The sequence below is a fragment of the Dactylosporangium sp. NPDC005555 genome (assembly GCF_040605635.1).
Taxonomy (GTDB): Bacteria; Actinomycetota; Actinomycetes; order Mycobacteriales; family Micromonosporaceae; genus Dactylosporangium.
The window spans coordinates 1-25,052 of the sequence record NZ_JBEXDG010000020.1 but is presented as its reverse complement, the minus strand read 5'-3'; the positions used below and the strand labels follow the sequence as shown (position 1 = coordinate 25,052).

General features: G+C 72.0%; 24 protein-coding genes. 10 read left to right on the top strand and 14 right to left on the bottom strand.

Going from position 1 to position 25,052, the window contains the following annotated elements; all coding sequences use genetic code 11:
- Nucleotides 1-33: 33 nt before the first annotated feature.
- A complete protein-coding gene (locus ABZS58_RS23020) occupies nt 34-1,008 on the bottom strand; it encodes a 2-dehydropantoate 2-reductase N-terminal domain-containing protein (protein WP_354784590.1) in 975 nt (324 codons plus the stop codon).
- Nucleotides 1,009-1,069: 61 nt separating this feature from the next.
- On the opposite strand from ABZS58_RS23020, the gene ABZS58_RS23015 reads away from it, so the two are divergent.
- Nucleotides 1,070-2,776, top strand: coding sequence for a hypothetical protein (locus ABZS58_RS23015; RefSeq protein WP_354784588.1), 1,707 nt, complete (start codon nt 1,070-1,072; stop codon nt 2,774-2,776).
- 34 nt (nt 2,777-2,810) lie between these two features.
- Here the strand turns inward: ABZS58_RS23015 and ABZS58_RS23010 are convergent, their stop codons facing one another.
- Nucleotides 2,811-4,367 (bottom strand): DUF2142 domain-containing protein, encoded by a 1,557-nt coding sequence (locus ABZS58_RS23010; RefSeq protein WP_354784586.1) that lies wholly within the window; start codon nt 4,365-4,367, stop codon nt 2,811-2,813.
- A gap of 87 nt (nt 4,368-4,454) precedes the next feature.
- On the opposite strand from ABZS58_RS23010, the gene ABZS58_RS23005 reads away from it, so the two are divergent.
- Nucleotides 4,455-5,339, top strand: coding sequence for a PAC2 family protein (locus ABZS58_RS23005; RefSeq protein ID WP_354784584.1), 885 nt, complete (start codon nt 4,455-4,457; stop codon nt 5,337-5,339).
- A gap of 159 nt (nt 5,340-5,498) precedes the next feature.
- Here the strand turns inward: ABZS58_RS23005 and ABZS58_RS23000 are convergent, their stop codons facing one another.
- Entirely contained in the window at nt 5,499-6,713 is a 1,215-nt protein-coding gene (locus ABZS58_RS23000; protein ID WP_354784582.1) for a pyridoxal phosphate-dependent aminotransferase, read from the bottom strand.
- Nucleotides 6,714-6,839: 126 nt separating this feature from the next.
- Between ABZS58_RS23000 and ABZS58_RS22995 the strand changes: the two genes are divergently transcribed.
- From ABZS58_RS22995 to ABZS58_RS22980, 4 genes are all read left to right on the top strand, one after another.
- On the top strand, nt 6,840-7,634 hold the full coding sequence (locus ABZS58_RS22995) for a GntR family transcriptional regulator (RefSeq protein ID WP_354784580.1): 795 nt from the start codon (nt 6,840-6,842) through the stop codon (nt 7,632-7,634).
- 860 nt (nt 7,635-8,494) lie between these two features.
- Nucleotides 8,495-9,085, top strand: coding sequence for a sigma-70 family RNA polymerase sigma factor (locus ABZS58_RS22990; protein WP_354784578.1), 591 nt, complete (start codon nt 8,495-8,497; stop codon nt 9,083-9,085).
- Nucleotides 9,021-10,130, top strand: a complete 1,110-nt coding sequence (locus tag ABZS58_RS22985; protein ID WP_354784576.1) for a hypothetical protein — start codon at nt 9,021-9,023, stop codon at nt 10,128-10,130. Before ABZS58_RS22990 ends, ABZS58_RS22985 begins: the two co-directional genes overlap by 65 nt.
- Nucleotides 10,131-10,251: 121 nt before the next feature.
- Entirely contained in the window at nt 10,252-10,677 is a 426-nt protein-coding gene (locus ABZS58_RS22980) for a MarR family winged helix-turn-helix transcriptional regulator (RefSeq protein ID WP_354784574.1), read from the top strand.
- Between the two features lie 5 nt (nt 10,678-10,682).
- On the opposite strand, the gene mctP is transcribed toward ABZS58_RS22980, so the two are convergent.
- The 3 genes from mctP to ABZS58_RS22965 all read right to left on the bottom strand — a co-directional run bounded on the left by mctP (nt 10,683) and on the right by ABZS58_RS22965 (nt 13,683).
- A complete protein-coding gene (mctP, locus tag ABZS58_RS22975) occupies nt 10,683-12,338 on the bottom strand; it encodes a monocarboxylate uptake permease MctP (RefSeq protein ID WP_354784572.1) in 1,656 nt (551 codons plus the stop codon).
- 6 nt (nt 12,339-12,344) lie between these two features.
- The gene (locus ABZS58_RS22970) at nt 12,345-12,590 is read right to left on the bottom strand and encodes a DUF3311 domain-containing protein (RefSeq protein WP_354784570.1); all 246 of its coding nucleotides are present in this window, start codon (nt 12,588-12,590) and stop codon (nt 12,345-12,347) included.
- A gap of 178 nt (nt 12,591-12,768) precedes the next feature.
- On the bottom strand, nt 12,769-13,683 hold the full coding sequence (locus tag ABZS58_RS22965; protein WP_354784568.1) for a pyridoxal-phosphate dependent enzyme: 915 nt from the start codon (nt 13,681-13,683) through the stop codon (nt 12,769-12,771).
- A 71-nt stretch (nt 13,684-13,754) separates the two neighbouring features.
- Here ABZS58_RS22965 and ABZS58_RS22960 point away from each other — a divergent pair, with 71 nt between their 5' ends.
- Nucleotides 13,755-14,852, top strand: coding sequence for a LysR substrate-binding domain-containing protein (locus ABZS58_RS22960; protein WP_354784566.1), 1,098 nt, complete (start codon nt 13,755-13,757; stop codon nt 14,850-14,852).
- A 63-nt stretch (nt 14,853-14,915) separates the two neighbouring features.
- Here ABZS58_RS22960 and ABZS58_RS22955 read toward each other — a convergent pair whose 3' ends face one another.
- The 6 genes from ABZS58_RS22955 to ABZS58_RS22930 form a co-directional block, all read right to left on the bottom strand.
- A complete protein-coding gene (locus ABZS58_RS22955) occupies nt 14,916-15,323 on the bottom strand; it encodes a hypothetical protein (protein WP_354784564.1) in 408 nt (135 codons plus the stop codon).
- A 144-nt stretch (nt 15,324-15,467) separates the two neighbouring features.
- Nucleotides 15,468-16,718 (bottom strand): cysteine--1-D-myo-inosityl 2-amino-2-deoxy-alpha-D-glucopyranoside ligase, encoded by a 1,251-nt coding sequence (gene mshC, locus ABZS58_RS22950; RefSeq protein WP_354784562.1) that lies wholly within the window; start codon nt 16,716-16,718, stop codon nt 15,468-15,470.
- An 84-nt stretch (nt 16,719-16,802) separates the two neighbouring features.
- Complete coding sequence (locus ABZS58_RS22945; RefSeq protein WP_354784560.1) at nt 16,803-17,606, bottom strand: SCO1664 family protein; 804 nt, start codon at nt 17,604-17,606, stop codon at nt 16,803-16,805.
- Nucleotides 17,607-17,611: 5 nt separating this feature from the next.
- Complete coding sequence (locus ABZS58_RS22940; protein ID WP_354784558.1) at nt 17,612-18,175, bottom strand: DUF3090 domain-containing protein; 564 nt, start codon at nt 18,173-18,175, stop codon at nt 17,612-17,614.
- A gap of 140 nt (nt 18,176-18,315) precedes the next feature.
- Complete coding sequence (locus ABZS58_RS22935; RefSeq protein WP_354784556.1) at nt 18,316-19,014, bottom strand: MSMEG_4193 family putative phosphomutase; 699 nt, start codon at nt 19,012-19,014, stop codon at nt 18,316-18,318.
- Nucleotides 19,011-20,060: an LLM class F420-dependent oxidoreductase gene (locus tag ABZS58_RS22930; protein ID WP_354784554.1), complete on the bottom strand. Its 1,050-nt coding sequence runs from the start codon at nt 20,058-20,060 to the stop codon at nt 19,011-19,013. Before ABZS58_RS22930 ends, ABZS58_RS22935 begins: the two co-directional genes overlap by 4 nt.
- A 106-nt stretch (nt 20,061-20,166) precedes the next feature.
- Here ABZS58_RS22930 and ABZS58_RS22925 point away from each other — a divergent pair, with 106 nt between their 5' ends.
- From ABZS58_RS22925 to ABZS58_RS22915, 3 genes are all read left to right on the top strand, one after another.
- On the top strand, nt 20,167-21,138 hold the full coding sequence (locus tag ABZS58_RS22925) for an aldo/keto reductase (protein ID WP_354784552.1): 972 nt from the start codon (nt 20,167-20,169) through the stop codon (nt 21,136-21,138).
- Nucleotides 21,139-21,403: 265 nt separating this feature from the next.
- A complete protein-coding gene (locus tag ABZS58_RS22920; RefSeq protein WP_354784550.1) occupies nt 21,404-22,099 on the top strand; it encodes a hypothetical protein in 696 nt (231 codons plus the stop codon).
- Nucleotides 22,100-22,111: 12 nt separating this feature from the next.
- Nucleotides 22,112-22,303 carry a DUF5703 family protein gene (locus ABZS58_RS22915; protein ID WP_327010753.1) on the top strand — a complete coding sequence of 64 codons (192 nt, stop codon included), beginning with the start codon at nt 22,112-22,114 and terminating at the stop codon, nt 22,301-22,303.
- 521 nt (nt 22,304-22,824) lie between these two features.
- Here ABZS58_RS22915 and ABZS58_RS22910 read toward each other — a convergent pair.
- A complete protein-coding gene (locus ABZS58_RS22910) occupies nt 22,825-23,538 on the bottom strand; it encodes a hypothetical protein (RefSeq protein ID WP_354784548.1) in 714 nt (237 codons plus the stop codon).
- A 49-nt stretch (nt 23,539-23,587) separates the two neighbouring features.
- A complete protein-coding gene (locus ABZS58_RS22905; RefSeq protein WP_354784546.1) occupies nt 23,588-24,889 on the bottom strand; it encodes a M20/M25/M40 family metallo-hydrolase in 1,302 nt (433 codons plus the stop codon).
- Between the last annotated feature and the right edge of the window lie 163 nt (nt 24,890-25,052).

Below are 25,052 nucleotides of genomic sequence, written 5' to 3'. Positions count from 1 at the left end.
AGCCACCTGACAAATCCTGCCCGAGAAGCCCGCTCATCGTCCGTCATTCGTGCCCAAGCTCACGGCCTCCAGAAACTCCGCCGGTGTCATGCTGCCGGGTCCGAGGCCCTGGCGGGCCGCGCGCTGCACGAGCCGGCGGGCGGTCTCGTTGACCGGCGCCGGCATCCCGTGCAGGCGGCCGAGCAGGACGATCTCGCCGTTGAGGTAGTCCGCCTCCACGGTGCCGGTGCCGCGGGCGAGGCTCTGCCACGACGAGCCGCCGGCCCGTGCCGCGCCCAGCTTGCTGTCCGAGGGCCAGCGCATGATGTCGCCGCGGCGCTCCCGGTCCTCCGCCGCGGACGCGACGTCGATGCCCGCGTGCCGCAGCACCGCCTCGCCCTCGGCGTGCACGGGCGCGGCGGCGGCGTCGACCCCGTCGACCCGGCCGCACAGCGCCTCGACGGCGTTGCCGAGGTTCATCAGCAGCTTGCGGTACTTCCAGCGCATGATGTCGGCGCGCGGCTGCGACACGAACCCGGCCGACTCCAGGTCCCGGGCGAGCGCCTCCGCGGTGCTGTCGCTGCCGGACGGGAACCGGCCGAGGTCCAGGACGCCGGGCACCGGGGCGCAGTGCGCGATCACGACCCCGGGCTCCAGGTGGCTCGCGGGCAGGATGACGTGGACGCCGTACACGCGGGCGAAGTGCCGCAGGGCGGCGCGCTCGTTGGCGACCCCGTTCTGCAGGCAGACGACCGGCCCGTCGAACCCTTCCAGGGCGACGAGCGCCGCCTGCGTGTCCATGCCCTTCATGCCGAGCACGACCACGTCCTTGCCGGTGTCCGCCGGGTGCTCCACCGCGTCGAGCTTGACGACGGTGTCGCCGGACGGCTCACGCACCGTCAGCCCGTCGCGGCGGATCGCCTCCAGGTGGGCACCGCGGGCGACGACCGCCACGTCGTGCCCGGCGGCGGCCAGCCGGCCCGCCACCACGCCACCGACCGCGCCCGCCCCGTACATCAGCCATCGCATCGATCCAGCGTAAATCTCGCGAAACCCGTCGATCAAGGACGCCCGTCGCGACAATCACGCTATGCAACCGAGCGTCTTGCTGACGCCGCTCCTGCTGGTCCAGGCGGTGTGGCTGCTCGCCCCGGGCCTCCTCGCGGGGCTCGTCCTCGCCGGCCGCGGCCGCGTCCCCGCCTACCTCGTCGTGCCCGTCGCCGGTCTCGCCGGCTGCCTCGCCGGATATCTGGTGCTGTGGGCGTACTTCGCGGCGCACCGCCTCGGCGACGTCACGGTCGCGGTCTTCGCGGCCGCCGCGGTGCTGTCCTCGACCGTCATCGCCGTGCGGCGTGAGCTGCGGACGGCGCTGCTGCGCGCCGACGTCGCCGTGCCGCTCGGCCTGATGCTGCTGCTCACCCTCGCGTACACGGCGATCACGTTCTCCTGCACCGCCGGGCCGGTCGCCGGGCAGGTCAACGGCTTCTGCCACCTCAACGGGTTCACCGGCGACAACATCCTGCCGCAGCTGTTCGCCGACAACGTCCACCACGGCGACCCGCGCACCGTCACCTGGGGCTGGCTGGGCAGCGACCGTCCGCCGCTGCAGTCCGGGGTACAGCTGCTGCAGGCGCCGCTGACGGAGTCGCACGCCTGGCGGATCATCGGCTACGAGGTGCTCACCGTCCTGCTCCAGGCGCTCTGGCTGCCGGCGCTCTGGGGTCTGTACCGGGCGCTGCGCGTGCCCACCCGGACGTTCACCGTCGTCGCCGGCGTCTGCGCCTGCACCGGCCTGTTCTTCTTCAACTCCGTCTTCACCTGGCCGAAGCTGCTGCCCGCGGCCCTGGTCACGCTCGCCTGCACCGTGTGGTTCCTGGACCGGCGCGGCCTGTGGAGCTGGACGATCGGCGGGCTCGCCGCGGGCGCGGCGATGGTCGCGCACGGCGGTGTCGTCTTCACCCTCGTGCCCGTCGGCGTCGCCCTCCTGCTGCCCCGGCACCGGCCCTCGTGGACGTCGCTGGCGGCGGCGACCGCGGCGGCCCTGCTGATGTCCGCCCCGTGGGTCGCCTACCAGCGCCTCTACGACCCGCCCGGCGACCGGCTGCTGAAGATGCACCTCGCCGGCATGGCCGAACCCGACGAACGGCCCCTCGGCGAACTGCTGCGCGCCCGCTACGGCGCCGACGGCGTCACCGGCACCCTCGGCAACAAGGCGGCCAACCTCACCACCCTGTTCGGCGCGCAGAACACCCGGTACCACCTCCTCGGCAAGGGCCGCACCGGCGTCGTGCGCGACGAGGAGTTCCGCTACCTCGCCCTGTCCCTCGGCGCGTTCACCCTCGCCGGGCTCGCCCTGCTCACCCGCGCCGGCCGCCGCAGGATCCGGGCGGGCGCCGATCCGGGCGGCCTGCGCCTGCTCTTCGGCGTCGCCGGGGCGTCCCTCGGACTGTGGGTGCTGCTCATGTACGGCCCCGCGACGACCCACCTGCATCAGGGCTCCTACGCCACGATGCTGCTGCTCTTCGCCGGCCTCGGCGTCCTCTACACCGCGCTGCCCAGGTGGCTCGTCAGGACCGGAACCGCGCTGCAGGCCGTGTACTGGGCGCTGATCTGGGTCGCCGCCGTCTGGAAGGGCCACCACCTGCACGGCGGCTACCTCGCGTTGAGCGCCCTGTCCTGCGCCGCCCTGGTCGCCGCGCTGGTCGTGCTGCACCGCCGCGCCGACCCGCCCGTCGCGCCCGGTGTCCCCGCCGCGCGGTCCGTCCAGACCCCGGAGCCGGTCAGCGCCGACCGGTGACCTCCACGCCGGGAGCTCAGCGCGGACCCGTGGCTCAGCGGGTCGCGGGCTCCGGATCCGTGTCCGGGGCGGTCAGCTCCGCGGGCTCGGTCGGCTCCGGGTCGGGCGTGCTCACCGGCGTACGCCAGACGACCGTGGCGAGCACGGCCAGGCCGACGACCATCAGCAGCAGCGGCAGGACCGAGCCGGTCGGCGGGTGCCACTGCCCCGCGAGGGGGTTGAACCAGCCGAGGCCCGCGTCCGGGGCGAGGCCGCGCTGCCAGCGGACCATGGCGAAGACCAGCAGCGCGAAGTGCACCGGCAGCAGGAACAGCACGAACGTGCGGCCCAGGGAGCGGACCTGCCCGGCGTCGAAGAGCTTCCGCTCCAGGACCCAGGCGGCGAGCAGCGGCACACCCACGAGGAGCGGCAGCATGTACCGGCCGCCGGTGATGAACCCGGTGACGTTGGCCTGGCTGACCTGCAGCACGCCGGGGAGGATCACGCCGCCGGTGAAGAAGACCAGGTACCGCCACCGGGTGACCCAGCCGCCGACGAGCCCGGCGAGGATCACGACACCGCCGACGAGCATCATCCAGACCAGGTAGAACGGGCTCCACAGCTTCGTGTCGAACCAGCCGGCCACGCCGATCATGCCGATGAGCAGCTGGTACCAGCTGTCGATGTACTGTGCGACGGCCTCGCCCGGCGTGTAGTTCCACAGGCCCGGCGGCGGCGGCACCAGCTCACCGGTGCGCATGCCGACGATCCACGCCGCGGACAGCAACCCGGCCACGACGATCCCGGCGCACCACAGCTTCACGCGGGTGACCCGCCACCACTGCTTCAGCCACGCCCACCGCAGCGGGACGGCGAGCGCCAGCAGCCCGAACACGAACCAGGCGGGCCCGCCGGAGCGCAGCGTCAGCAGCAGTACCGACGCGACACCCAGCAACGTGACCAGCGGTTTCTTCGCGGGGTCGGGCGGGTCCAGGAACAGCGGGATGCCCGCGGCGAAGAACGCGATCCCCGCCGCGATCTCCAGGGCGTTCGGGTTCACCCCGCCGGCCAGGTGGGCGAGCATCGGGGTGGCCACGCACAGCAGCGCCGAGGCGGGCAGCCCGAACCGGGACCAGCGGCGCAGCGCCAGGAACGCCGACGCGAGCAGGGCCGCGCACATGGCCCCGTTGATCAGCCGCGCGACGACGAGCCCGCCCCAGTTCGGCATCCACCGCAGCGGCGGGCCGACGACCATGTAGAAGAAGGGGTTGTACCGGCCGGCGCTGGTGCTCACCTCACCGACCGGGCCGCCGCTGAGGCCCTTCTCGCAGGCGGCGGACTTCGTCGGGTCGAAGCCCCAGCACTCCGCGTGCGCGTCGAGACCGACGGGAACCCGCTGGTAGGCGCCCATGCCGGGGCGGCCGAACGCGTCCGGGACGGTCTTCGGCTCGGCGAAGATCTGTCCGGGCACGAACGATCCGACGCCCGCCGCCCTGATCGTGTGCTGCACCTCGTCGGCCGGACCGTCGAACGGCGCCGCCACGCCCCAGGCCCCGAAGACGAGGAAGAACGCGAGAAAGGCGACAAGCCAGGAACGGCGTCCGTTACGCACCCCGGGATGGTACAAGGCGATCTTGGAAACCGACACCCCGGGCGCGGCCGGCAAGCCATCCGGCGGTCACCCACGTAGGCTGGGACCGTGACCGAGTTCGACGGCCTGCCCGTGCTGCGCTCCCCTGTCGCGATTGCCGCGTTCGAAGGGTGGAACGACGCTGCCGACGCGTCCACCGCCGTCGTCGAGCACCTCGAGCAGGAATGGGGCGCCGAGCCGATCGCCGCGCTCGACCCTGAGGACTTCTACGACTTCCAGGTCAACCGGCCGACGGTGATGATGTCCGAGGGCGAGACCCGGCGCATCGAGTGGCCCACGACCCGCTTCTCCGTGGCCACCCCGCCCGACGCGGAACGCGACATCGTCCTCATCCGCGGGATCGAGCCGAGCATGCGCTGGCGCACGTTCTGCGAGCAGGTCCTCGAGGTGTGCCACAGCCTCGAGGTCAGCCGGATCGTGCTGCTCGGCGCGCTGCTCGCCGACGTGCCCTACACCCGCCCGCTGCCGGTCAGCGGCTCCGCGCCGCGCGGCGCCACCATCACCGACACGTCCGAGCGGCTCGGCCTCACCCCGACCCGCTACGAGGGACCGACCGGCATCGTCGGTGTCCTGCACGACGCCTGCGTGCGCGCCGACCTCGAGGCCGTCTCCTTCTGGGTGCACGTCCCGCACTACGCCAACAACCCGCCGTGCCCGAAGGCGACCCTGGCGCTGCTGCACCGCGTCGAGGAGGTCCTCGACCTGCCCGTCCCCACCGGCGAACTGGCCAAGGAGTCCTCCGACTGGGAGGAGCGGCTCAAGCAGGCCGCCGAGCAGGACGCCGAGCTCGCCGAATACGTCCGCGAGCTGGAGGAGCGCTCCGGCGACGCCGGCCTGCAGCCGCTGTCCGGCGACGAGATCGCGCAGGAGTTCGAGAAGTACCTGCGCCGCCGCGGCGGCCAGGCCGGACCGTCGGCGACAGGCGCCTGGTAGCGCTCTGCTTGTCGCCGCGCTCCGCCAGGGTGCCGATCCGTGGCCGGCGGCAGCTCGCCGGGCTCACTTTTCTGCGTGGTGGCGGCGGCCGTCGCGGTGGTCGTCCGGACGGTCCGGGCCGTCCGTGCGCTCCGTCGCTGACGGGCCGCCGCCGTTCGTTCAGACCTGCCGGTACGTGCTGAGAAAACGACCGATCCGGCCGATCGCGTCCTCCAGGTCGGCCACCCGGGGCAGCGTCACGATCCGGAAGTGGTCCGGGTGGTGCCAGTTGAAGCCGGTGCCCTGCACGACCATCAGCTTCTCTTTGCGCAGCAGGTCGAGGGCGAACTGCAGGTCGTCCTTGATCGGGTGCACCTCGGGGTCGATGCGCGGGAACATGTACAGCGCGCCCTGCGGCTTCGTGCACGACACGCCAGGGATGTCGTTGAGCATGCGCCACGCGGTGTCGCGCTGGGCGAGCAGCCTGCCCCCCGGCAGGATGAGGTCGTTGATGCTCTGATACCCACCGAGCGCCGTCTGCACGGCGTGCTGCGTCGGCACGTTGGGGCACAGCCGCATGTTGGCGAGGATGTCCAGGCCCTCGATGTAGCTCGTCGCGTGGTGCTTCGGCCCCGACAGCACCAGCCAGCCGGTCCGGAAGCCGGCCACCCGGTACGCCTTGGAAAGCCCGTTGAACGTGATCGTGAACAGGTCCGGGGCCACCGCGGCCGTCGACACGTGCGTCGCGCCGTCGTAGAGGATCTTGTCGTAGATCTCGTCGGAGAAAACCAGCAGGTTGTGCCGGCGGGCGACCTCGGCGATCCGCTCGATCATCTCCCGCGAGTACACCGCACCCGTCGGGTTGTTCGGGTTGATGACGACGATCGCCTTGGTCCGCGGCGTGACCTTCGCGGCGATGTCGTCGACGTCGGGCATCCACTCGTTGGTCTCGTCGCAGATGTAGTGCACGGCCTTGCCGCCGCACAGGCTGACGGACGCGGTCCACAGCGGGTAGTCCGGCGACGGGATCAGCACCTCGTCGCCGTTGTCGAGCAGCGCCTGCAACGCCATGACGATGAGCTCGGAGACGCCGTTGCCGAGGTACACGTCCTCGATGTCGACGCCGTAGACCTGCTTCTGCTGGTAGTACTGCACGACCGCGCGCCTGGCGGACAGCAGGCCCTTGGAGTCGCCGTACCCGTGCGCGGCCGGCAGATTCAGGATGACGTCCTGGAGGATCTCCTCCGGCGCCTCGAACCCGAACGGCGCCGGGTTGCCGATGTTGAGCTTCAGGATGTGGTGGCCTTCGGCCTCCATCTGCTTGGCGGCGGCCATGACCGGTCCGCGGATGTCGTAACAGACGTTGGCCAGCTTCGCGGACTGAGTCACCTGCATGCAGTCACACTACGAGGCCCGCTCCCATGCCTCAGTAGCCACTTCCCAGGATGTGGTGCTTTTGGTGTTGCGGTTTGTGTCGTGCTTCCTGTTGCGGAGAGCTTCCTAGGAGGCTAGGCTTTGGGTATGACCATCAACCCGGGGGCCGCGGAGTTCCCGCACCGGCAGATCGCCGCGCAGCTCCGGGCCAGGATCCACCGCGGCGACTGGGCGCCGGGCGAGCGCCTGCCGTCCATCCCGTCCCTGGCGACCCAGTTCGGCGTCGCCAAGCAGACCGTCCAGCGCACCATCGACCAGCTGCGCATCGAGGGTCTGCTGATCACCCGCCCGGGCTCGGGCACGTTCGTCCGCGGCACCAAGCGCCGGATGAACCGGCTCTCCCGCGGCCGCTACGGCGCCGAGCGCGGCTACCACGCCGAGCTCGCCGCCCGCTATCGCCAGCACCTCATGCAGGTCGGCGTCATGCCCTGCCCCGCCGACGTCGCCGAGGGCTTCGGCATCGACGTCGGCGTCCCGCTCCTCGTCCGCCGCCACCTCGTCCGCACCGGCGACGCCCCGGTCGAGGTCGGCGCCTCCTGGTTCCGCCCGGCCGACGTCCGCGGCACCTCGATCGAGCGCCCGGACGTGTTCGACCGCCCCCTGTATCAGGAGGTCGAGGCCGAGCTGGGCCGCCGGTATACGAGCGCCAAGGACCAGGTGAGCGCCCGCCTCCCCACCCGCGAGGAAGCGGAGCTGCTCCAGATCCGCCCCGACACCCCTGTCCTGGTCCTGCTGCACATCGCCTACGACGCCGAGCACAAGCCGATCGAGGTCGCCCAGGCCGCCTGGCCAGGCCCGATGACGTCCCTCACCGAGGAGTACAAGATCCCGGGCGTCCGCCCCGGCCTCCCCACCGACGAGCCCGACCTGGCCCTCGGCTGACCGCGAGGATGTAGGTAGGTCCCGGACCGGTCGGTCTGACCCTTCGTCTGGCTGACGCTGGGTCCTGAACGGGATCTGTCGGCCGTGCCGGCGCGGGACTTGTCTGCACGCAGCGGACGTGGCGGTGTGACCTCATAGGAGCCTGTGCCGGCAGGCATCCATCACTGCCTTGTCCATCTCGCCCCGGCTGGTGCGTGCCGCCCCCGGGTCGAGTGGAGAAGGACGGTCCCAGTCCAGTCTCAGGTCGAGGTCAGCGGTGGCCTCGACACCCACAAGGACACCCGTACCGTCGCGGCGGCGGACAGCGCCGGGCCTGCCCGGTTCCTGCACCGGCATGGCGTCGACCTGGTCGAGGTCGCCCGGCCGGACCGCAGGACCCGATCGACGCCGTAGCGGCCGCCCGGGCCGCTCTCGCCGCACCGGCCACCGGGATCCCGAACCAGCGCGACGGCCGAGTCGAGGCATTGCGCAACCTACGGGTCGCGCGCCGCTGCGCGGTGCCCGCGGTCGCCGTTGCCCGGACGATCGCCCGGCCAGCAGCCGCATCTTCCCGGCCGCGCGGTCGTGTACCTCCCTGCGGTACATCGGCCCACCGCTCCCTCGACCAGCTCGGCCATCCGCGTGATCCGGAAGACATTTCGCTGTTATAGCGACAAAAAGTCTTCCGGATCATGGGTGGCCCGGGCTGGCGCGGGTGTGGGAAGGAAAGGAACAGCCACGACCGGCTGACAGCAGGGCGAAGGGGGGCGCGGGCAGACTGGGTGCGGTTCATCGCGCGTGGATGGAAAAAAAAGTTCAGGCGGGCGTGCAGCGTTCGGGTGGGCGGCGGCCGTTCTATCCGCGGCGGAGGGAGCGGCCGGTTGAAGGCAGAGGATCCGGACGGGTTCCGGGAGTTCGTGGCGTCGCGGATGGCGGCGTTGCGGAGCCTGGCGTACGTCACATGCGGGGACTGGCACGCGGCCGAGGACGCGGTTGCCAACGCCCTGGCCAGACTGTATCCGCGGTGGTCCAGGCTCGACCGGCCCGATCTGTACGCGCAGACGATGGTGGTCAGAGCGGCGATCGACGAGACCCGGCGGCCGTGGTGGCGCCGGGAACGGGCCGCCGGGGACAGGGTGCCGGATGTCGCGCTGGCCGATCACAGCGGCGCCGCCGACGAACGCCTGACCGTCCGCCGGGCATTGCAAGAGGTGCCGGTGCGGCAACGGGCGGTGCTGGTGCTGCGGTACTACCTCGGCATGACCGCTGAGGAGGCCGCTGAGGTCCTCGGGATCCGGGCGGCATCGGTCAGGAGCCAGACGACCAGAGGTCTGGCGAATCTCCGGGCGGCCCTCGCCGCCGGAGGCGTGGTCTTGGATGAACCGTCTGAACTCGGAGAGTGGACCCATGCGAATGCAGGACCTGGTGGACCTGGCGACGTCAGAGCCACCGCCGTTGCGGTACGACGCTGACCAGATCCTGGAGTCGGGGCAGCGCACCCAGCGCCGTCGCCGGCTCAGCTGGGTGGCGTCGGGCGCGGCCGCCGTGGCGGTGCTGGGGGTCGTCGCGGCGGTGACCGTGCCGAAGCTCGGCGCGACCGGGAACGCGCCGCAGCCCGCCGCGCCGGTCGCGGAAGCGGGGCCCGTGCCGGCGACGGCGGACCCGTTCACGTTCACGTTCGACGGGTACCGGGTCGGGAAGCTGCGGGTCGCGCAGCCGGTCGACGTGTCGACCGCGTACCAGCTGGCGTCCGTCTACGCCGACGGGCTCACCACCAACGACAAGGCCGTCGACGGCAGCCCGCCGCCGCGCAACGGCGACGACCTGTACGCGTACCTGACGGTGTACCGGGCCGGCGCGTACGACCCGTCGAAGCTGACCGGTGCGCAGCCGGTGACGGTCGGCGGGCGGACCGGGCTCGAGGTCAGCGGCGCCCACTACAGCTGGGCGGTCAAGCGGACCCTGGCGTGGCAGTACAACACCGACGCGTGGGCGGTCATCGAGGCGAGCTCCGACGACGCCGCGTTCCCGTCGGCGAAGGACCTGCGCGACCTCGCGGCCGGCCTCAGAGCCGGCGTGCCCGCGGCGGCGAAGGTGCCCGTCACGCTGGCCCACCTGCCGGCCGGGTACAAGCTGACCGAGGTGTCGATGCACGCGATGCCCGGTCTGAACGGGATCGCGTCCGCGCGGGACGGGGACTACGCGGGACTGGTGTTCAGCAGCCCCGCACTGCCGGTGACCGGGCTGACGGAGCCGTTCGGCGGGGTCGACGGCGACCACCCGGCCGGGAGCTTCCTGATGTTCGTGGTGCCCGCGGCCAACTCCAACCAGCAGCCGTCGCCGGGCATCAGCTGCGGCAACGGCTTCTGCAACCGGTGGGTGAACGGCGTCAACATCCAGGTCAGCAGCGAAGGCTTGCTGACCGACGCGGAGATGACCCGGATCCTGGAGGGCGTCACGCTCGCGAACGTGAAGGACACGAGCACCTGGACCGTGGCGACCGCCGCGACCCCGTAACGACGCGGCACACGGCGGCGGCCGCTCACCGGATCGGTGGGTGGCCGCCGCCGTCACCGCCGGTGAAAAGCCGACACTCGGATGAACGTCGAGCACGACCCGCGTCGCTATGGTCATGATCGTGGACGAACGGCTCGACGCGAGCACCGGATATCTGCTGGCCAGGCTCGGGGCCGAGTCGCGGCGCCGGTGGGCCCGGATGCTCGCCGAGCACGACCTGGCCCCACACCACCTCGCGGTCCTGATGAGCCTCGGGCATGTCGGGCCGGCGCATCAGCAGCGGGTGAGCGCGCTGATCGGCGTCGACCCGCGCAACACGGTCGCGGTCGTCGACCTGCTGCAGCACCGCGGGCTCGTCGAGCGGGCCGTCGACCCCGGCGACCGGCGGCGGCACACGCTGACGTTGACGGCCGACGGCGTCGACCTGCTCACGAAGCTTCGCGAACAGGTCGACGCCGTCGAGGACCTCATGCTGGGCGGGCTGCCCGGCGACGACCGGGTCCGGCTGCACGGCCTCCTCGCCCGCCTCGCCGGCACCCTGCCGTAGCCCCGTCAGGTGACCGGATCAGGGGCGACCTCGGGCTTGGTCGCGGGGCCGGCGGTGGAGACGCGCGGGTCGCCCTCGTCGGCGAAGTAGTCCGACGCGCTCGTGTCGTCGCCGCCGTCCGCCACCGACGCCGCCCGCAGGATCACGGTGAGCAGCGCCGCGACGGCGAGGTTCACCGCGACCGCGACGAACCCGACGTAGATCGTCTTCGTGGAGTCGAACCCGAACTCCTTCAGCGGGAACGCCGAGCCGCCGAAGTGAGCCCGTTTCGTGGCCGCGTTCGGGATCTGGTACAGCATCCACATGCCGAGGCCCATCCCGGCGATCCAGCCGCCGATCAGCGCGCCGCGGTGGAACCAGCGGGTGAACAGGCCCAGCGCGACCGCCGGCAGCGTCTGCAGGATGATGACGCCGCCGATGAGCTGCAGGTCGATGGAGAACTGCGGGTCGACGAACACGATGAAGACCAGGGCACCGACCTTCACCAGCAGCGACGTCACCTTCGACACCGTCGCCTCCTGGTGCGGGGTGGCGTCGCGCTTGAGGTATTCGCGGTACACGTTGCGGGTGAAGAGGTTCGCCGCGGCGATCGACATGATGGCGGCGGGGACGAGCGCGCCGATGCCGATCGCGGCGTAGGCGACGCCGGCGAACCAGTCGGGGAAGAGCTTGTCGAACAGCAGCGGCACGACGGTGTTGTTGTCGTTGGTGCCGTTCGGGTTCTTCAGCGGCGTCACGTTCGCGGCGATCGCGGCGTACCCGAGCAGGGCGATGAGGCCGAGCAGCAGCGAGTACGCCGGCAGCGCCGACATGTTGCGCTTGATCACGTCGCGGTTCTTGCTGGCCAGTACACCCGTGAGACTGTGCGGATAGAGGAACAGCGCGAGCGCGGAGCCCAGGGCGAGCGTGATGTATTGCAGCTGGTTGTTGGCATTCAACAGGATGCCGTCCGACAGCGCCGGCGTCTTGTCGAACTTCGCGTCGGCGGCGTCGAAGATGGCGCCCCAGCCGCCGAGCTTGTAGGGCAGGTAGAACACCGCGACGAGGATGACGATGTAGATCAGCGTGTCCTTGACGAACGCGATGAGCGCCGGCGCCCGCAGCCCGCTGGAGTACGTGTAGGCGGCGAGGATCGCGAACGCGACGATGATCGGCAGGTGCCGAGCGATCGTGCCGGACCCGATCACCCCCATCGTCTTGAGCACCGACTCGATGCCGACGAGCTGCAGCGCGATGTACGGCATCGTCGCCACGATCCCGGTGATCGCGATGAGCAGCGCCAGCGTCGGCGACTGGAACCGCGCCCGCACGAAGTCGGCCGGCGTGACGAACCCGTGCCGGTGCGACACCGACCACATCCGCACGAGGACCAGGAACACCAGCGGGTAGATGATCACCGTGTACGGCACGGCGAAGAACCCGGCCGCGCCGGCGGCGAACAGCAGCGCGGGCACCGCGACGAACGTGTACGCCGTGTACAGGTCGCCGCCGACGAGGAACCAGGTGATCCAGCCGCCGAAGTTCCGGCCGCCGAGCCCCCATTCGTCGAGGTGGTTGAGGTTGTCGGGCCGGCGCCAGCGGGCCGCGACGAACCCGACGGCGCTCACCCCGATGAACAGGACGACGAAGACCGCGATCTCGACCTGATGGTCACGCCACATGGCCGGTCACCGCCGCTTCGTCATCTGGTAGACGAGCGTCGTGGTGCTGACGCCCACGAGAATGATCGCCAGCTGCATCCAGTAGAACCGCGGGAACCCGAGCAGCCTGGGGCTGTCGGCGTTGTACCAGACGGTGACCAGCGGCAGGACGATCGGTATGAACAGCAGCCAGTTCCACGGGCTCTTGTCCGCGGCCCGGGGCGGGCCTTGGTCGAATGCCCGGGGGGTGTCGGGGCTTTCGGGACCGGTCACGGCGGACCTCCTTCACGGGGGTGTCCGGGCCTGGCGGACGGCCCGGCAGATCGACGTAACCCGATCAAATGCCCGCCCGCTCACCGGCGGGAGCCCTGATCGGCGAACGGTCGGTTCCGCGCGCCGGACGGTGTCCCACGTCACACCGAAGGCCGATCCGCTCCGGGACCGCCCGTCGTCAGCGGGACAGTTCCGCTTCGGTGGCGTTGCCGCCTGACAGGACGACCGCGACCCGCTCCCCCATCAGCTCCGGCCGGGCGAGCACCGCTGCCAGCGCGGCCGCCCCGGCGCCCTCCGCCTGCGTGTGCGCGGCACCCGACAGCACCCGCCGCGCCCCGTCGATCGCGTCGTCGTCGACGAGCACGAACTCCGCGAGGAGGTCCCGCAGCAGCGCCTGCGGCACCTCGAACCCGCGCCCGGTCGCCAGCCCGTCGACCCGTGTCCGGTTGTCCCGGCGTACGCACGCACCCGCCCGCCACGAGTCGTGCGCGGCCGGCGCGGCGGCCGACTGCACCCCGACGACCCGGCACCCGGGCGCGACGGCGGCCGCGACGACACACGCGGCCGCCGCGCCCGTCCCGCTGCCGACGGGCACCACCACCGTGTCGAGATCCGGGTGCCGCTCGAACAGCTCCAGGTACGCGGTCCCGGCCCCGGCGATCACGGCCGGCTCGTCCCCGGGGCTGATCAGCCGCCCGCCGAGGGTCGCCGCGTACGCCTCCGCGTCGGCCATGTCCGCTCCGTGCAGGGTCACCGTCGCCCCGAGCGCCCGGACCGCCCGCACCTTGAACCCGGCGGCCCCCGCCGGCATCACGATGTGCGCGGGGATGCCGAAGACGCGGGCGGCGTACGCGACCGACCGGGCATGGTTCCCCGTCGAGTACGTCACGACCGGCTCCCCACGCGGGTGGCCCGCGAGGAGGTTGAGCGCGCCGCGGACCTTGAACGCGCCCGTCGGCTGCGCGTTCTCGTGCTTGACGACCACGCTGCGCCCGGCGACCTCGTCCAGCAGCGGATACGACCACGACGGCGTCACCGGAAGATACGTCTCGATCAGCCGCTTGGCCCGCAGCACGTCGTTGAGGCTCATCATGGGTCCAGCCTGCTGCCGGTACCATATATAAAGCTAATGCCGAGTTTCTTGGAAAAGCATAGGTGCCGTCGATGCTTAACGTGACGCGGTTGCGGGTGCTGCTCGCGGTCGCCCGGCACGGCTCGGTGACCGCGGCCGCCGAGGCCCTGCACTACGCTCAGCCGTCCGTCAGCCACCACCTGGCCCGCCTCGAGTCGGAGACCGGCGCCCGCCTCGTGCAGCGCGTCGGCCGCGGGGTCCGCCTCACGCCCGCCGGCCACCTCCTCGCCGAACGCGCCGAGGAGATCCTGGGCCGCCTCGACGCCGCCGAGGAGGAGCTCGCCGCGCTCACCGGCCTGACCGCGGGCCGCGTCCGCCTCGCCGCCTTCCCGTCGGCGCTCGGCTCGTTCGTGCCCATCGCCGCGGCCCGCTTCGCGGCGGCGCACCCGGACGTCGCGCTCAGCCTGGTCGAAGCCGAACCCCCGGAGGCGCTGCGCCTGCTGAAGGCCGGCGAGGTCGACCTGGCGGTCGTCTTCGACTACGACGACCCGGCCGACGTCACCGAAGCCCCCACCGGCGACCCGCCTCCGACCGGCAGGCCGGGCCCCCTCGGCGAGGCACCCACCAGCGAGCCGAGCCACGCCGGCACAGCATCCACCGGCGACGCGGGCCACGCCGACGACACACCCACCGGCGCGGCAGGCCCGGCCGGCAAGCGCCCCGTCGGCGGGCCGGGCCGCGTCGGCGAGGTGCCCGGACCGCTCGGCGGACCGCAAGCGGCGCCGCGGGACGGGGTGCGGCTGACGCCGCTGTTCGACGAGCCGCTGTACCTCGTGACCGGCCAGGACGAGACCCGCGACCTGCCCGCCCTCGCCGGCGCCCGCTGGATCGGCGGCTGTGAACGCTGCCGGACGAGTCTGGTCCGCCGGTGCGCGGCTGCCGGGTTCACACCGGACATCGCATTCACCACCGACGACTACGTCGCCGTCCAGGCCCTGGTCGCGGCCGGCCTCGGCGTCACGATCCTGCCGGACCTGGCCCTGCGCGCCCACCGCGCCACGGGCGTCCGCGCGGTGCGGCTGCCCGGCCCGGGCCGCCACATCAGCGCCGCCCTCTACGGCACACCCCCCGACCCTCCTGGCCCTGCCGCCCTCCTCGAAGCGCTCCTGTCATCCCGGACCCGCACCTGACCGCACCGGCCCGACCTCACCCGGCAGCGGCACCGTACCGCCCGGGTACGACACTTCCCGGCGTCACCTCTCGCCGAGCACCTGGTCGCGATAGCGCTGAAACCCGTGCCAGCCCTCGGTCCGCGCCGGATCGCCGGTCAGGAACTCCCCCGTCGACATGTCGAGGGCCCGGCCGCCGGCCAGCGCGGCGACCCTCGCGATAACGCCCAGCACGTCGTCGCCACCGCCGCGCACGTGCAGCATGATCGAGTCGACCGGGTCCTTGGCGCCGATGTTGAGCTCAATGGTCCACCCCGGCCCCCGCAGGTGACCCCACGCCGGGTCGGACAGGTCGACGCCGGGCAGGCCGTCGCGCAGCCGCCGGAGGACGTCGGCGCTCGTGCCCAAGGGCGTCATCGGGTCGTCGCCCGGGATCTCGTCCGTCGTCGTGACGGTCGCGGCGACGTTGAGGACGAAGATGTCCCAGCTCATGGCGGCAAGTATGGCGTGGGCGGGCGGCCTCCGCTCCATGGCGACCCGGGACGTCCGACGGTCCCGGGCGCGGCGATCAGGCCTGCCCGCCCACGCGATCCTTCAAAGCAACCGAACGACCTGCGCCGTGCTCAACGACGCGGGCTACAACTTGATGCCCAGGAGGGCGTCGACGGCGAGGCGGAGCACGGCGGGGGCGTCGCGGTCCTCGCCGGCGTCGGCGAGGGTGGCGTCGACCCAGGCGTCGACGGCGGCCAGGGCGCCCGGGGCGTCGAGGTCGTCGGCGAGGCGCTCGCGGAGCAGCTCGAGCAGCTCGATCCCGGGCGGGCCGACGGTGGCCTTGGCGGCGGCGCGCCAGCGGGACAGGCGCTGCTGGCCGGTCTTGAGGACGTCGTCGGTCCACTGGCGGTCGTTGCGGTAGTGGTCGGCGAGGAGGGCGAGGCGCACCGCCATGGGGTCGACGCCGTCGGCGCGGAGGCGGGAGACGAAGACGAGGTTGCCCTTGCTCTTGGACATCTTGTCGCCGTCGAGGCCGATCATGCCGGCGTGCACGTAGTGCGAGGCGAAGGGGGTCCTGCCGCTGAGGGCCTCGGCGTGGGCGGCAGAACACTCGTGGTGCGGGAAGAGCAGGTCGTTGCCGCCGCCCTGCACGTCGATGGTGTCGCCGAGGAGGCTCAGGGCGATGACGGTGCACTCGATGTGCCAGCCGGGGCGGCCGGGGCCGAGGTCGCCGCCGTCCCAGGCGGGCTCGCCCTCGCGCACGCCACGCCACAGCAGCGGGTCGAGGGGGTCGCGCTTGCCGGGGCGTTGCGGGTCGCCGCCGCGCTCGACGGACAGGCGCAGCATCTCGGTGCGGGACAGGTTGGACTCGCTGCCGAAGCTGGGCGTGGTCGCGACGCTGAAGTAGACGTCGCGGGTGCCGTCCTCGAGGACATACGCGTGGCCGGTGGCGAGCAGCGACGACACCTGGCGGGCGATCTGCGGGATCGACTCGACGGCGCCGACGTAGCGCTTCGGCGGGATGATCCGCAGCGCCTCCATGTCCTCGCGGAAGAGGGCGGTCTCGCGCATCGCGAGGACGACCCAGTCCTCGCCGTCGCGGGCGGCGCGCTCCAGGAGCGGGTCGTCGATGTCGGTGACGTTCTGCACGTAGTCGACGTCGTGGCCGGCGTCGCGCCAGACGCGGTTGGCCAGGTCGAACGCGAGCATCGTCGCGGCGTGGCCGAGGTGGGTCGCGTCATAGGGGGTGATGCCGCAGACATACATGGTGGCGGGCCGGCCCTCGACGTGCGTCGGCGCGATCTCGCGGCGCGCGGAGTCGAAGAGGGCGAGGGTGGCTGCACCGGCAGCGGTGCGGGGCAGCGTGGGCACCGCCGGTGCCGACCATGAATCCATCCGCCAAGACTATCTGCGGTGCCCGGCCGAAACACGGGGGAAACCGGTGTGACGAACCTAGCCCAGATAGCCCTGGACAGCGCCTCACATCGGCGGCCACGGAATCGCGTGCCGGTCCTCGTCGGGTGCCGGGTAGCGCTTGTCCCGCAGCAGCTGGGTGATCCGCAGCGCGACGGTGCCGACCTCGGCGGCCGTCAGGTGCTCCGACAGCGCTTCGGCGAGCCCGGCCGTGTACTGCGCGCGCAGCTTCTCCAGGACCTCGACGGCCTCGTCGGGCAGCGGCTCGCCCGCCCAGCCCCACAGGATGGTGCGCAGCTTGTCCTCGGCGTGGAAGCAGATGCCGTGGTCGACGCCGTGGACGCGGCCGTCGACGGTGTCGATGATGTGCCCGCCCTTGCGGTCGGCGTTGTTGGCGACGGCGTCGAAGACCGCCATCCGGGCGAGCCGCGGGTCGTCGTCGTGGGCGAGGACGAAGGGCCGGCCGCGTTCGTCGTGCGCGGTGAGGATCCGCCGCCAGCCCTGGGGGACCTTCCGGGCGGGGACGAAACCGAGGATCGCGTCGTCGCACTGCAGCTCGTCGTCGATCCACAGCTGGACCATGCCGACGCCGAGGGGCCCGTCGCGCAGGACGGTCGGCGGGACGACGGACCAGCCGGTGGCCTCGGACAGCAGCCAGGCCGCGTACTCCCGGCCGGCGAGGGTGCCGTCGGGGAAGTCCCACAGGGGGCGTTCGCCGCTGACGGGTTTGTACACGCAGCGGGCGACGGTCGAGGAGTGGGTGATGACGGCGCGCAGGGTCGCGTTGGACGCGTCCATCAGCCGGCCTTCAAGCTCCATGGTGCCGTGGCGGAGCAGTTCCAGCGCCTCGTCCTGGGGCAGTGCCGGCACGGCGTCTACCGGCGGTAGCCGTTGTGCCGCGGGCAGAGGTGCCCGCGGGCGTCGAGGGGCTGTCCGCACAGCGGGCACGGCGGCCGGCCGGACGCGACGACGCGCTTGGCCCGGTCGATGAACGCGCGGGTCGCCTGCGGGGTCAGCCGGACCCGGAGCCGGTCGCGGTCGGCGGTGCTGAGCTCGTCGTCGTCCTCTTCCTCGGCCTCTTCGGTCTCCTCGTCACCGACGGCGATGGCCTCGATGACCACGGTCGCGGTGTCGACGTCGAAGGCGAGGCCGAGCGTGCCGACGCGGAACTCCTCGTCGAGCGGGGTGTCGAGCGGCTCGTTGTCGCTGGTGTCGACGACCGCGGTCGCGGGCAGGTCGACGCCGAAGCGGCGCTGCGCCTCCAGCAGGAGCTCCTCGAGCTTCTCGGCGAGGAGGGTCACCTGCACCTTTTCGAGGGCGACGCTGACCAGCCGCCCTCCACCGCGCGCTTGCAGGAAGAAGGTCCGCTCCCCCGGCGCACCCACGGTCCCCGCGACGAACCGCTCCGGCGGCTCGAATGCGTACACCTGGTGGCTCACTCCGTCACCTCCGCTGCGCTCCAGCGACGGAGCGAGCTCCAACTGTGTCCATGATGAGCGCTCCGCCGCTTCGCTCTGGACCGCTCATGCTAAGAACTCTATCCGCACGCTTCGGTCAACGCTCACGCCAGGCAGCAAGATCACACAGAACCGCCCGAACCGCCCCCGACGGCGGCATCCGAGGTCGGTTCCTCGTCCACCTTCGGTACAAAAGGCGAAAGGTCGCCGCCGGTGTCGTTGAGGCGCAGGACGAAGGACCGCAACGGGGTGTACCGGATGACCGTGACCGACGCGGGTTCGACGGCGATGCGCTGGAACAGGTCCAGGTGCATGCCGAGCGCGTCGGCCACGATCGCCTTGATGATGTCGCCGTGGCTGCAGGCGAGCCAGACCGCGTCGGCGCCGTGCGACTCGGTGAGCCGGGCGTCCCACGAGCGGACCGCGGCGATCGCGCGCGCCGACATGACGGCCATCGACTCGCCGTCGGGCCCGGGGAACACGGCCGCCGACGGGTGCGCCTGGACCGTCGCCCAGAGGGGCTCCTTCGCGAGCTCGCTCAGCGGCCGGCCGGTCCAGTCGCCGTACCGGCACTCGACGATCCCCTCGTCCACCGAGACGTCCGTGACATCGGGCAGGGCGAGGGACAGGGTCTCCCGGCAGCGCGGCAACGGGCTGGACACCACCGCCGCCAGGGGCAGCTTCGCCGCGGCGAGCCGGTCGCCGACCGAGCGGGCCTGCGCCTGCCCGACGTCGTCGAGCCCGACGGGCTGGTGGCCGGCGAGGACACCGCTGGCGTTGGTGGTGGTGCGGCCGTGCCGGAGCAGCAGGAGCGTCGTCACGGGGTCAAGCCTGCCATCTCCCACGCCCGGGCCAGCTCCCGCATGGTCTGGATGCCGTGCTCGTGGTCACCGAAGATCAGGGTCGCGATCTCGGTGACACCGGCCTCCTTGTACGCCTGGAGCCGCTCCGCGATCCGCTCGACGGGCCCGAGCAGCGACGTCCGGTCGATGAACTCGAACGGGATCGCGGCCGCCGCCTCGCGGTGCTTCTTGGCCAGGTAGAGGTCCTGCACCTCGCGGGCCGCGTCGCCGTACCCCATCCGCGTGGCGAGCGCGTTGTAGAAGTTCTGTTCGCGGCTGCCCATGCCCCCGACGTAGAGGGCGGCGTACTGCCGTACCAGCTCCGCGCACATCTGCGGGTCGTCGCCGATGACGACCGGTACACCCGCGGAGATCTGGAACCCGTCCATGCTCTTCCCGGCCTTGGCGCGCCCCGCCTCGATCGACTTGAGCGACTCCGGCGCGAACTCGGGGGAGAAGAAGATCGCCAGCCACCCGTCGGCGACCTCACCGGCGAGCTCGAGGTTCTTCGGGCCGACGGCGGCGAGGTACACGGGGACGTGGTCGCGGGTCGGGTGCAGCGTCAGCTTGAGGGCCTTGCCGGGTCCGTCGGGCAGCGGCAGCGTGTAGTGCTGCCCGTCATACGCGACGGTCTTGCGGGTCAGCGCGAGGTTGACGATGTCGATGTACTCGCGGGTGCGCTGCAGCGGCTTGCCGAACCGGACACCGTGCCACCCTTCGGACACCTGCGGCCCCGACACGCCGAGGCCGAGCCGGAAGCGGCCGCCGGACAGCTTGTCGATCGTGGCCGCGGTCATGGCCGCCATGGCGGGGGTGCGGGCGGGGATCTGGAACACCGCCGAGCCCAGCTCGATGCGCTCCGTCTGCCCCGCGAACCACGCGAGCATCGACGGGGCGTCCGACCCGTACGCCTCCGCGACCCACACGCAGGAGAAACCGAGACGGTCGGCCTCCTGCGCGAGCGCCAGGTGACCGGCGGGTTCATTCCACGCGGCGAGATATCCGAGGTTCAACGCGAGTCGCACAACAGCCTCCCAGGGTCGCCCGTGCGACCCTGCACGGGGCGGCACCAAGGGTAGCGGGGGGCCCGCCTACCCGCCTTCGCTGGGATCCGGCCGTATCGTTCCACCTATGCAACAGCGACCGCTCGGCCGTAGCGGGCTGGCGGTATCCCGGCTGGCTCTCGGCACCATGACCTGGGGCCGTGACACCGACGCCGACGATGCGGCCGCCCAGCTCAAGACGTTCCGCGACGCGGGCGGCACGCTGCTGGACACCGCCGACGTCTACGCCGACGGCGAGGCCGAGTCCGTCATCGGCGCCCTGGTCGGGCGGCTCGTGCCCCGCGACGAGCTGGTCATCGCCACGAAGGCGGGCCTGCGCCCGGGGATGGCGCGCCGCCGTGACGGGTCCCGCAGCCACCTGCTGCGCGCCCTCGACACGTCCCTGGAGCGGCTCGGCACCGACCACGTGGATCTCTGGCAGGTCCACGGGTACGACCCTGACACACCCCTCGAGGAGACGCTCAGCGCCCTCGACACCGCCGTGTCGTCCGGCCGCGCCCGCTACGCGGGTGTGTCGAACTTCTCAGGCTGGCAGACCGCCCGCGCCGCCACCTGGCAGGCCGCCTGGCCGGGCCGCGCACCGCTGGTCTCCACCCAGGTCGAGTACTCGCTGCTCGAACGCGGCATCGAACGCGAGGTCGTGCCGGCCTGCTCCGCGCTCGGCATCGGCCTGCTGCCCTGGTCGCCGCTCGGCCGTGGCGTCCTCACCGGCAAGTACCGCGGCGGCGTCCCGGCCGACTCGCGCGCCGCGTCGCCGCACTTCGAGCGGTTCGTCGCCCCGTACCTGGACGACCGCTGCGCCGGGATCGTCGAGGCGGTCGCCACCGCCGCCGGCGGCCTCGGCGTGTCGCCCCTGGAGGTCTCGCTCGCGTGGGTCCGCGACCGGCCCGGCGTCGTCGCGCCCGTCCTCGGCGCCCGCACCGTCGGGCAGTTGCTCGGCGCGTTGCAGACCGAGGAGATCGAGCTGCCGCGGGAGATCCGCGCCGCCCTCGACGACGTGTCGGCACCGATGTCGGGCTATCCGGAGCGCCAGACATAATTGCCGGATCATGACCCGTTCCGCTGTGTTGTCGCTGGTACTGGTGGCGCTCCTGGCCGGTTGCGACGCCGGTCCCCCGGTGAACCGTCCTGACGCCACGGTCCCCACACCGACGTGGGCTCCGGTGCCTGCGGTTCCGCCGGCCGGTTCCACATCGCCGGTGGGTAGCCCGCCTGCTGCCGTGGCCGTGTCCGGTGCTTTGACCGCGGTCGCGCTCGCGTCCTCGTTGGATATTTTGGACATTTCCGGTAAGTCGGTTATCTCGGTGCCTGTTGCCGCTCAGGCCATGGTCGCGCTGCCCGACGGCGGGTTCCGGGCCGTGGCCGGCAGCACCGTGCTCACCGTCCGGGGCACCGCGGTCGACCGCTGGGAGCTCCCGGCGCCCGGGGCCGCGCTCGCCGTGCACCCGTCCGGGTGGACCGCGGTCGCCGTGCCCTCCACCGGCGACGTGATCATCCTCTCCGCGACCGGCGCCGTCACCCGCACGCTGCACTCCGGCGGGAAGCCCGGTGGCGTCGCCGTCTCCGGTGACCTCATCGGGATCCTGGACCCCTCCGACACGTCACTCACCGTGTACGACGCCGTCTCCGGCGCCCGCCGTGAGGGGCTGCGCGCCGGCGACGGGGCGGTGAGCGTGACCACCGACGCCGCCGGGCGTTTCCTCGTCATCGACGCCCGCGACGGCGAACTGCTGGTCTTCGAGACCGGCCCGCTGATCCTGCGCCAGCGCTTCCCGGTCGCCGGCACGCCCTTCGCGCTGGCTTTCGCCCGCGGGACACTCTGGGTCACGGTCACCGAGCGTAACGAGGTGGTGGGCTACGACCTGTCCGGCGGCACCCCCCGCGAGGTCGCCCGCCACCCCACGGTCCGCCTGCCGATCGCGGTCGCCGCCGACCCCGCCACCGGCACGGTCGTGGTCGCCGGGTCGGTTGAAGGGCTGGTGCAGCGGATTACGCCGTAGCAATATCGGTTCATGGACTACGAGTACGTGCCGTTGCGGCTGCCGTCGAACGTGGACCGCCTCACCGCCAACGCACAGCTGACGATCCAGGCCGAATACGGCGGCTGGGAACTGGCCAGGGTCCGCCTCTACGCGGACGGCACCCGCCAGGTCATGCTCCGCCGCAAACTCACCAGCGACGCCATGCCCGGCCTCAGCACGTAACTGTCTTTCATGGCGCGTCCGCCTCGATGCGCCCCCATATGGTCCTGCTGCGGCAGGCACCCGGACCGGCATCGACTTCGGCACCATCACGTACCGCGACAACAAGCTCCGCCTCTGGAACGCGACGACGTACGACCTACTCGCGACGTCCCAATGGAGCACCGCCGGCTGCCTGACCGTCACCCTCGGACGGCACCAGCCGCATCTTCGACACCACCGGGCTGCTGTAGGTCACGCCAGGCATGGACCTGCGGACGCACAGACGGGCAGCACCACCAGGTGACAGCCCGACCACCCGACGTCCGCCCCGAACCCTCCACGGCTGCCCTGGACGGCTGCCCAATTCGTGCGGGCAGCCGGTGCGCGCGTTTACCCGGTCCGCCGCCGCCCCGGTTGAAGGGCCGGGGCGGCAGCGGTCAGTGGTGGACGGCGGTCGGCGGGCCTGGTAGTCGGCCGTGGACGGTCGTCAGCCCGTGGTCAGCCGGTGGTCAGCGGTGGAAGCCGTCAGTCGTGAACGGCGGTCAGCGGCGGTCGGCGGGCTCGGTGGTCTGGCCGGTGGGGGCGAGGCCGCCGTCCTCGTCCTCGTCCAGGTCCTCCTCCAGGTCGACGAACGCGTGCTCGTCGAGCCGGTCGACGACCCTGTCCTCGGCACCGACGGCGAAGGGGCCGGTGCCGTCGTTGTCCTCATAGGCCTCGGGGTCGAGGGGGGTGGCCACCTCGGCCACGACGACGACGCCGTCGAGGGATTCGAGCTCGGGGATGTCGAGGGCGCCGAGGGAGCCGTCGCCGGCCTGCATGAGCTCAAGGACGGCTTCGCCGACGGTCTCGACGGCGGCGGTGTCGCCGTCGCCGGGGTTGGTGCGGCGGGCGGCGTCGGCGAGGCGGAGCAGGGCGGCGACGCTGGGGACGCGGTAGTCGCGGCGCTGGCGGACGGAGATGATCTGCGGGTGCGGGTCTTCGGCCTCGGTGCCGTCGACGCCGCCGATGCCCACGCCGAACTGGCGGTCGGCCTCGTCGGGGTCGATGGCCTCGACGTCCCACGGGGTGACCTCGCCGAAGGCGTCGAGCAGGAGCTCGTCATAGCCGTTGGAGGCGTTGTTGAGCTCGACGTAGGCGCGCCACACCTCGTCGTCGTCGGCCCGCCCGTCGGCGGCCTTGACCGCGGCAAGGTGGTCGCGGGCCGCCGTGATCACGCGCTCGAGCGCGGCGTCAAGCTCCGCGTGCCGGTCGGTCATGATGGGACTCCCCCTGATTGGTGGCTGTCGGTGGTGACTGTCGGGTTGATCAGGACTGCTGCAGGAACCTGTCGAGGACTCGCACGCCGAACTGTAGTCCCTCCAGGGGAACGCGCTCGTCAATGCCGTGGAACAACGCGCCGAAGTTCAGGTCGGCGGGCAGACGCACAGGTGAGAAGCCGAAGCAGCGGATGCCGAGCTTGTCGAACTGCTTGGCGTCGGTGCCGCCGCTGAGCATGTACGGCACGGGCAGCGCCCCCGGGTCCTCGGCCTTGAGCGCCGCGGTCATGGCCTCGACGAGGGCGCCGTCGAAGGTGGTCTCCAGGGCGGCCTGGCGGTGGATGTATTCCAGCTCGATGTCGGGGCCGACGAGGTCGCGCAGCTGCTGCTCGAACAGCTCGGACTGGCCGGGCAGGGTGCGGCAGTCGATGGTGGCGGACGCGCGGCCGGGGATGACGTTGTCCTTGTACCCGGCGGCGAGCCGGGTCGGGTTGGCCGTGTTGCGCAGGGTCGCGCCGATGATCATCGCGATCGGGCCGATCTTCTCCACGGCCCGCTCGGGGTCGTCGAGGTCGAGCTCGATGCCGAGGATCTCCGAGACCTGCTCGAGGAACGCGCGCACGGTCGGCGTCATGGTCACCGGGAACCTGTGCCGGCCGACCTTGGCGACGGCCGCGGCGACCGCGGTCACCGCGTTGTCGTCGTTGATCATCGAGCCGTGCCCGGGGCGGCCCTTGGCGTGCAGGCGCAGCCAGTCGATGCCCTTCTGCGCGGTCTCGATGAGATAGAGCCGCTGGTCACCGCCGACGCTGACGGAGAACCCGCCGACCTCGCCGATCGCCTCGGTCACCCCGTCGAAGTGGTGCCGGTGGTGCTCGACGAGATACTGCGCCCCATAGGTGCTGCCGGCCTCCTCGTCGGCGACGAAGGCGAGCACCACGTCGCGCGGCGGCTTGCGGCCTTCGCGCTTCATCTGCCGCACCAGCGCGAGGACCATCGCGTCGAAGTCCTTCATGTCGACGGCGCCGCGCCCCCACAGATAGCCGTCGCGGATCTCGCCGCCGAACGGGTCGACGGACCACTCCGACGCGTCGGCCGGGACCACGTCGAGGTGCCCGTGGATGAGCAGCGCGTCGCGCGTCGGGTCGCTGCCCTCGAACCGGGCGACGACACTGGCCCGGCCGGGCGCGCTCTCGTGGATCTGCGGCTCGAGGCCGACCTCGGCGAGCTTCTCCGCGACGTATTCCGCGGCGAGCCGCTCCCCGGCGCTGGTCTCCAGGTCGCCGGTGTTGGTGGTGTCGATGCGCAGCAGGTCGCGGCAGAGCTCGATGACCTCGTCGGTGGCGTCCATGGAGAAGTCATACCAGGCGGCTGTGACAATTTCGGCGGGTGGTCCGGTGGGCTACCCCGGCGCGTCACTGAGGTGATCTCACCAAGTTCGATCGCACGTAGCGGCGCGACACGGACTTTGCACACATAGCGGACGGTGCTGGAGATGGACGTGGAGCCATCGG

Bases quoted from the DNA above. Each gene is read 5' to 3' on its own strand.
- ABZS58_RS23020 (WP_354784590.1), bottom strand. From the start codon at position 1,008: ATGCGATGGCTGATGTACGGGGCGGGCGCGGTCGGTGGCGTGGTGGCG.
- ABZS58_RS23015 (WP_354784588.1), top strand. From the start codon at position 1,070: ATGCAACCGAGCGTCTTGCTGACGCCGCTCCTGCTGGTCCAGGCGGTG.
- ABZS58_RS23000 (WP_354784582.1), bottom strand. From the start codon at position 6,713: ATGCAGGTGACTCAGTCCGCGAAGCTGGCCAACGTCTGTTACGACATC.
- ABZS58_RS22995 (WP_354784580.1), top strand. From the start codon at position 6,840: ATGACCATCAACCCGGGGGCCGCGGAGTTCCCGCACCGGCAGATCGCC.
- ABZS58_RS22985 (WP_354784576.1), top strand. From the start codon at position 9,021: ATGCGAATGCAGGACCTGGTGGACCTGGCGACGTCAGAGCCACCGCCG.
- mctP (WP_354784572.1), bottom strand. From the start codon at position 12,338: ATGTGGCGTGACCATCAGGTCGAGATCGCGGTCTTCGTCGTCCTGTTC.
- ABZS58_RS22965 (WP_354784568.1), bottom strand. From the start codon at position 13,683: ATGATGAGCCTCAACGACGTGCTGCGGGCCAAGCGGCTGATCGAGACG.
- ABZS58_RS22960 (WP_354784566.1), top strand. From the start codon at position 13,755: ATGCTTAACGTGACGCGGTTGCGGGTGCTGCTCGCGGTCGCCCGGCAC.
- ABZS58_RS22955 (WP_354784564.1), bottom strand. From the start codon at position 15,323: ATGAGCTGGGACATCTTCGTCCTCAACGTCGCCGCGACCGTCACGACG.
- mshC (WP_354784562.1), bottom strand. From the start codon at position 16,718: ATGGATTCATGGTCGGCACCGGCGGTGCCCACGCTGCCCCGCACCGCT.
- ABZS58_RS22925 (WP_354784552.1), top strand. From the start codon at position 20,167: ATGCAACAGCGACCGCTCGGCCGTAGCGGGCTGGCGGTATCCCGGCTG.
- ABZS58_RS22915 (WP_327010753.1), top strand. From the start codon at position 22,112: ATGGACTACGAGTACGTGCCGTTGCGGCTGCCGTCGAACGTGGACCGC.
- ABZS58_RS22910 (WP_354784548.1), bottom strand. From the start codon at position 23,538: ATGACCGACCGGCACGCGGAGCTTGACGCCGCGCTCGAGCGCGTGATC.
- ABZS58_RS22905 (WP_354784546.1), bottom strand. From the start codon at position 24,889: ATGGACGCCACCGACGAGGTCATCGAGCTCTGCCGCGACCTGCTGCGC.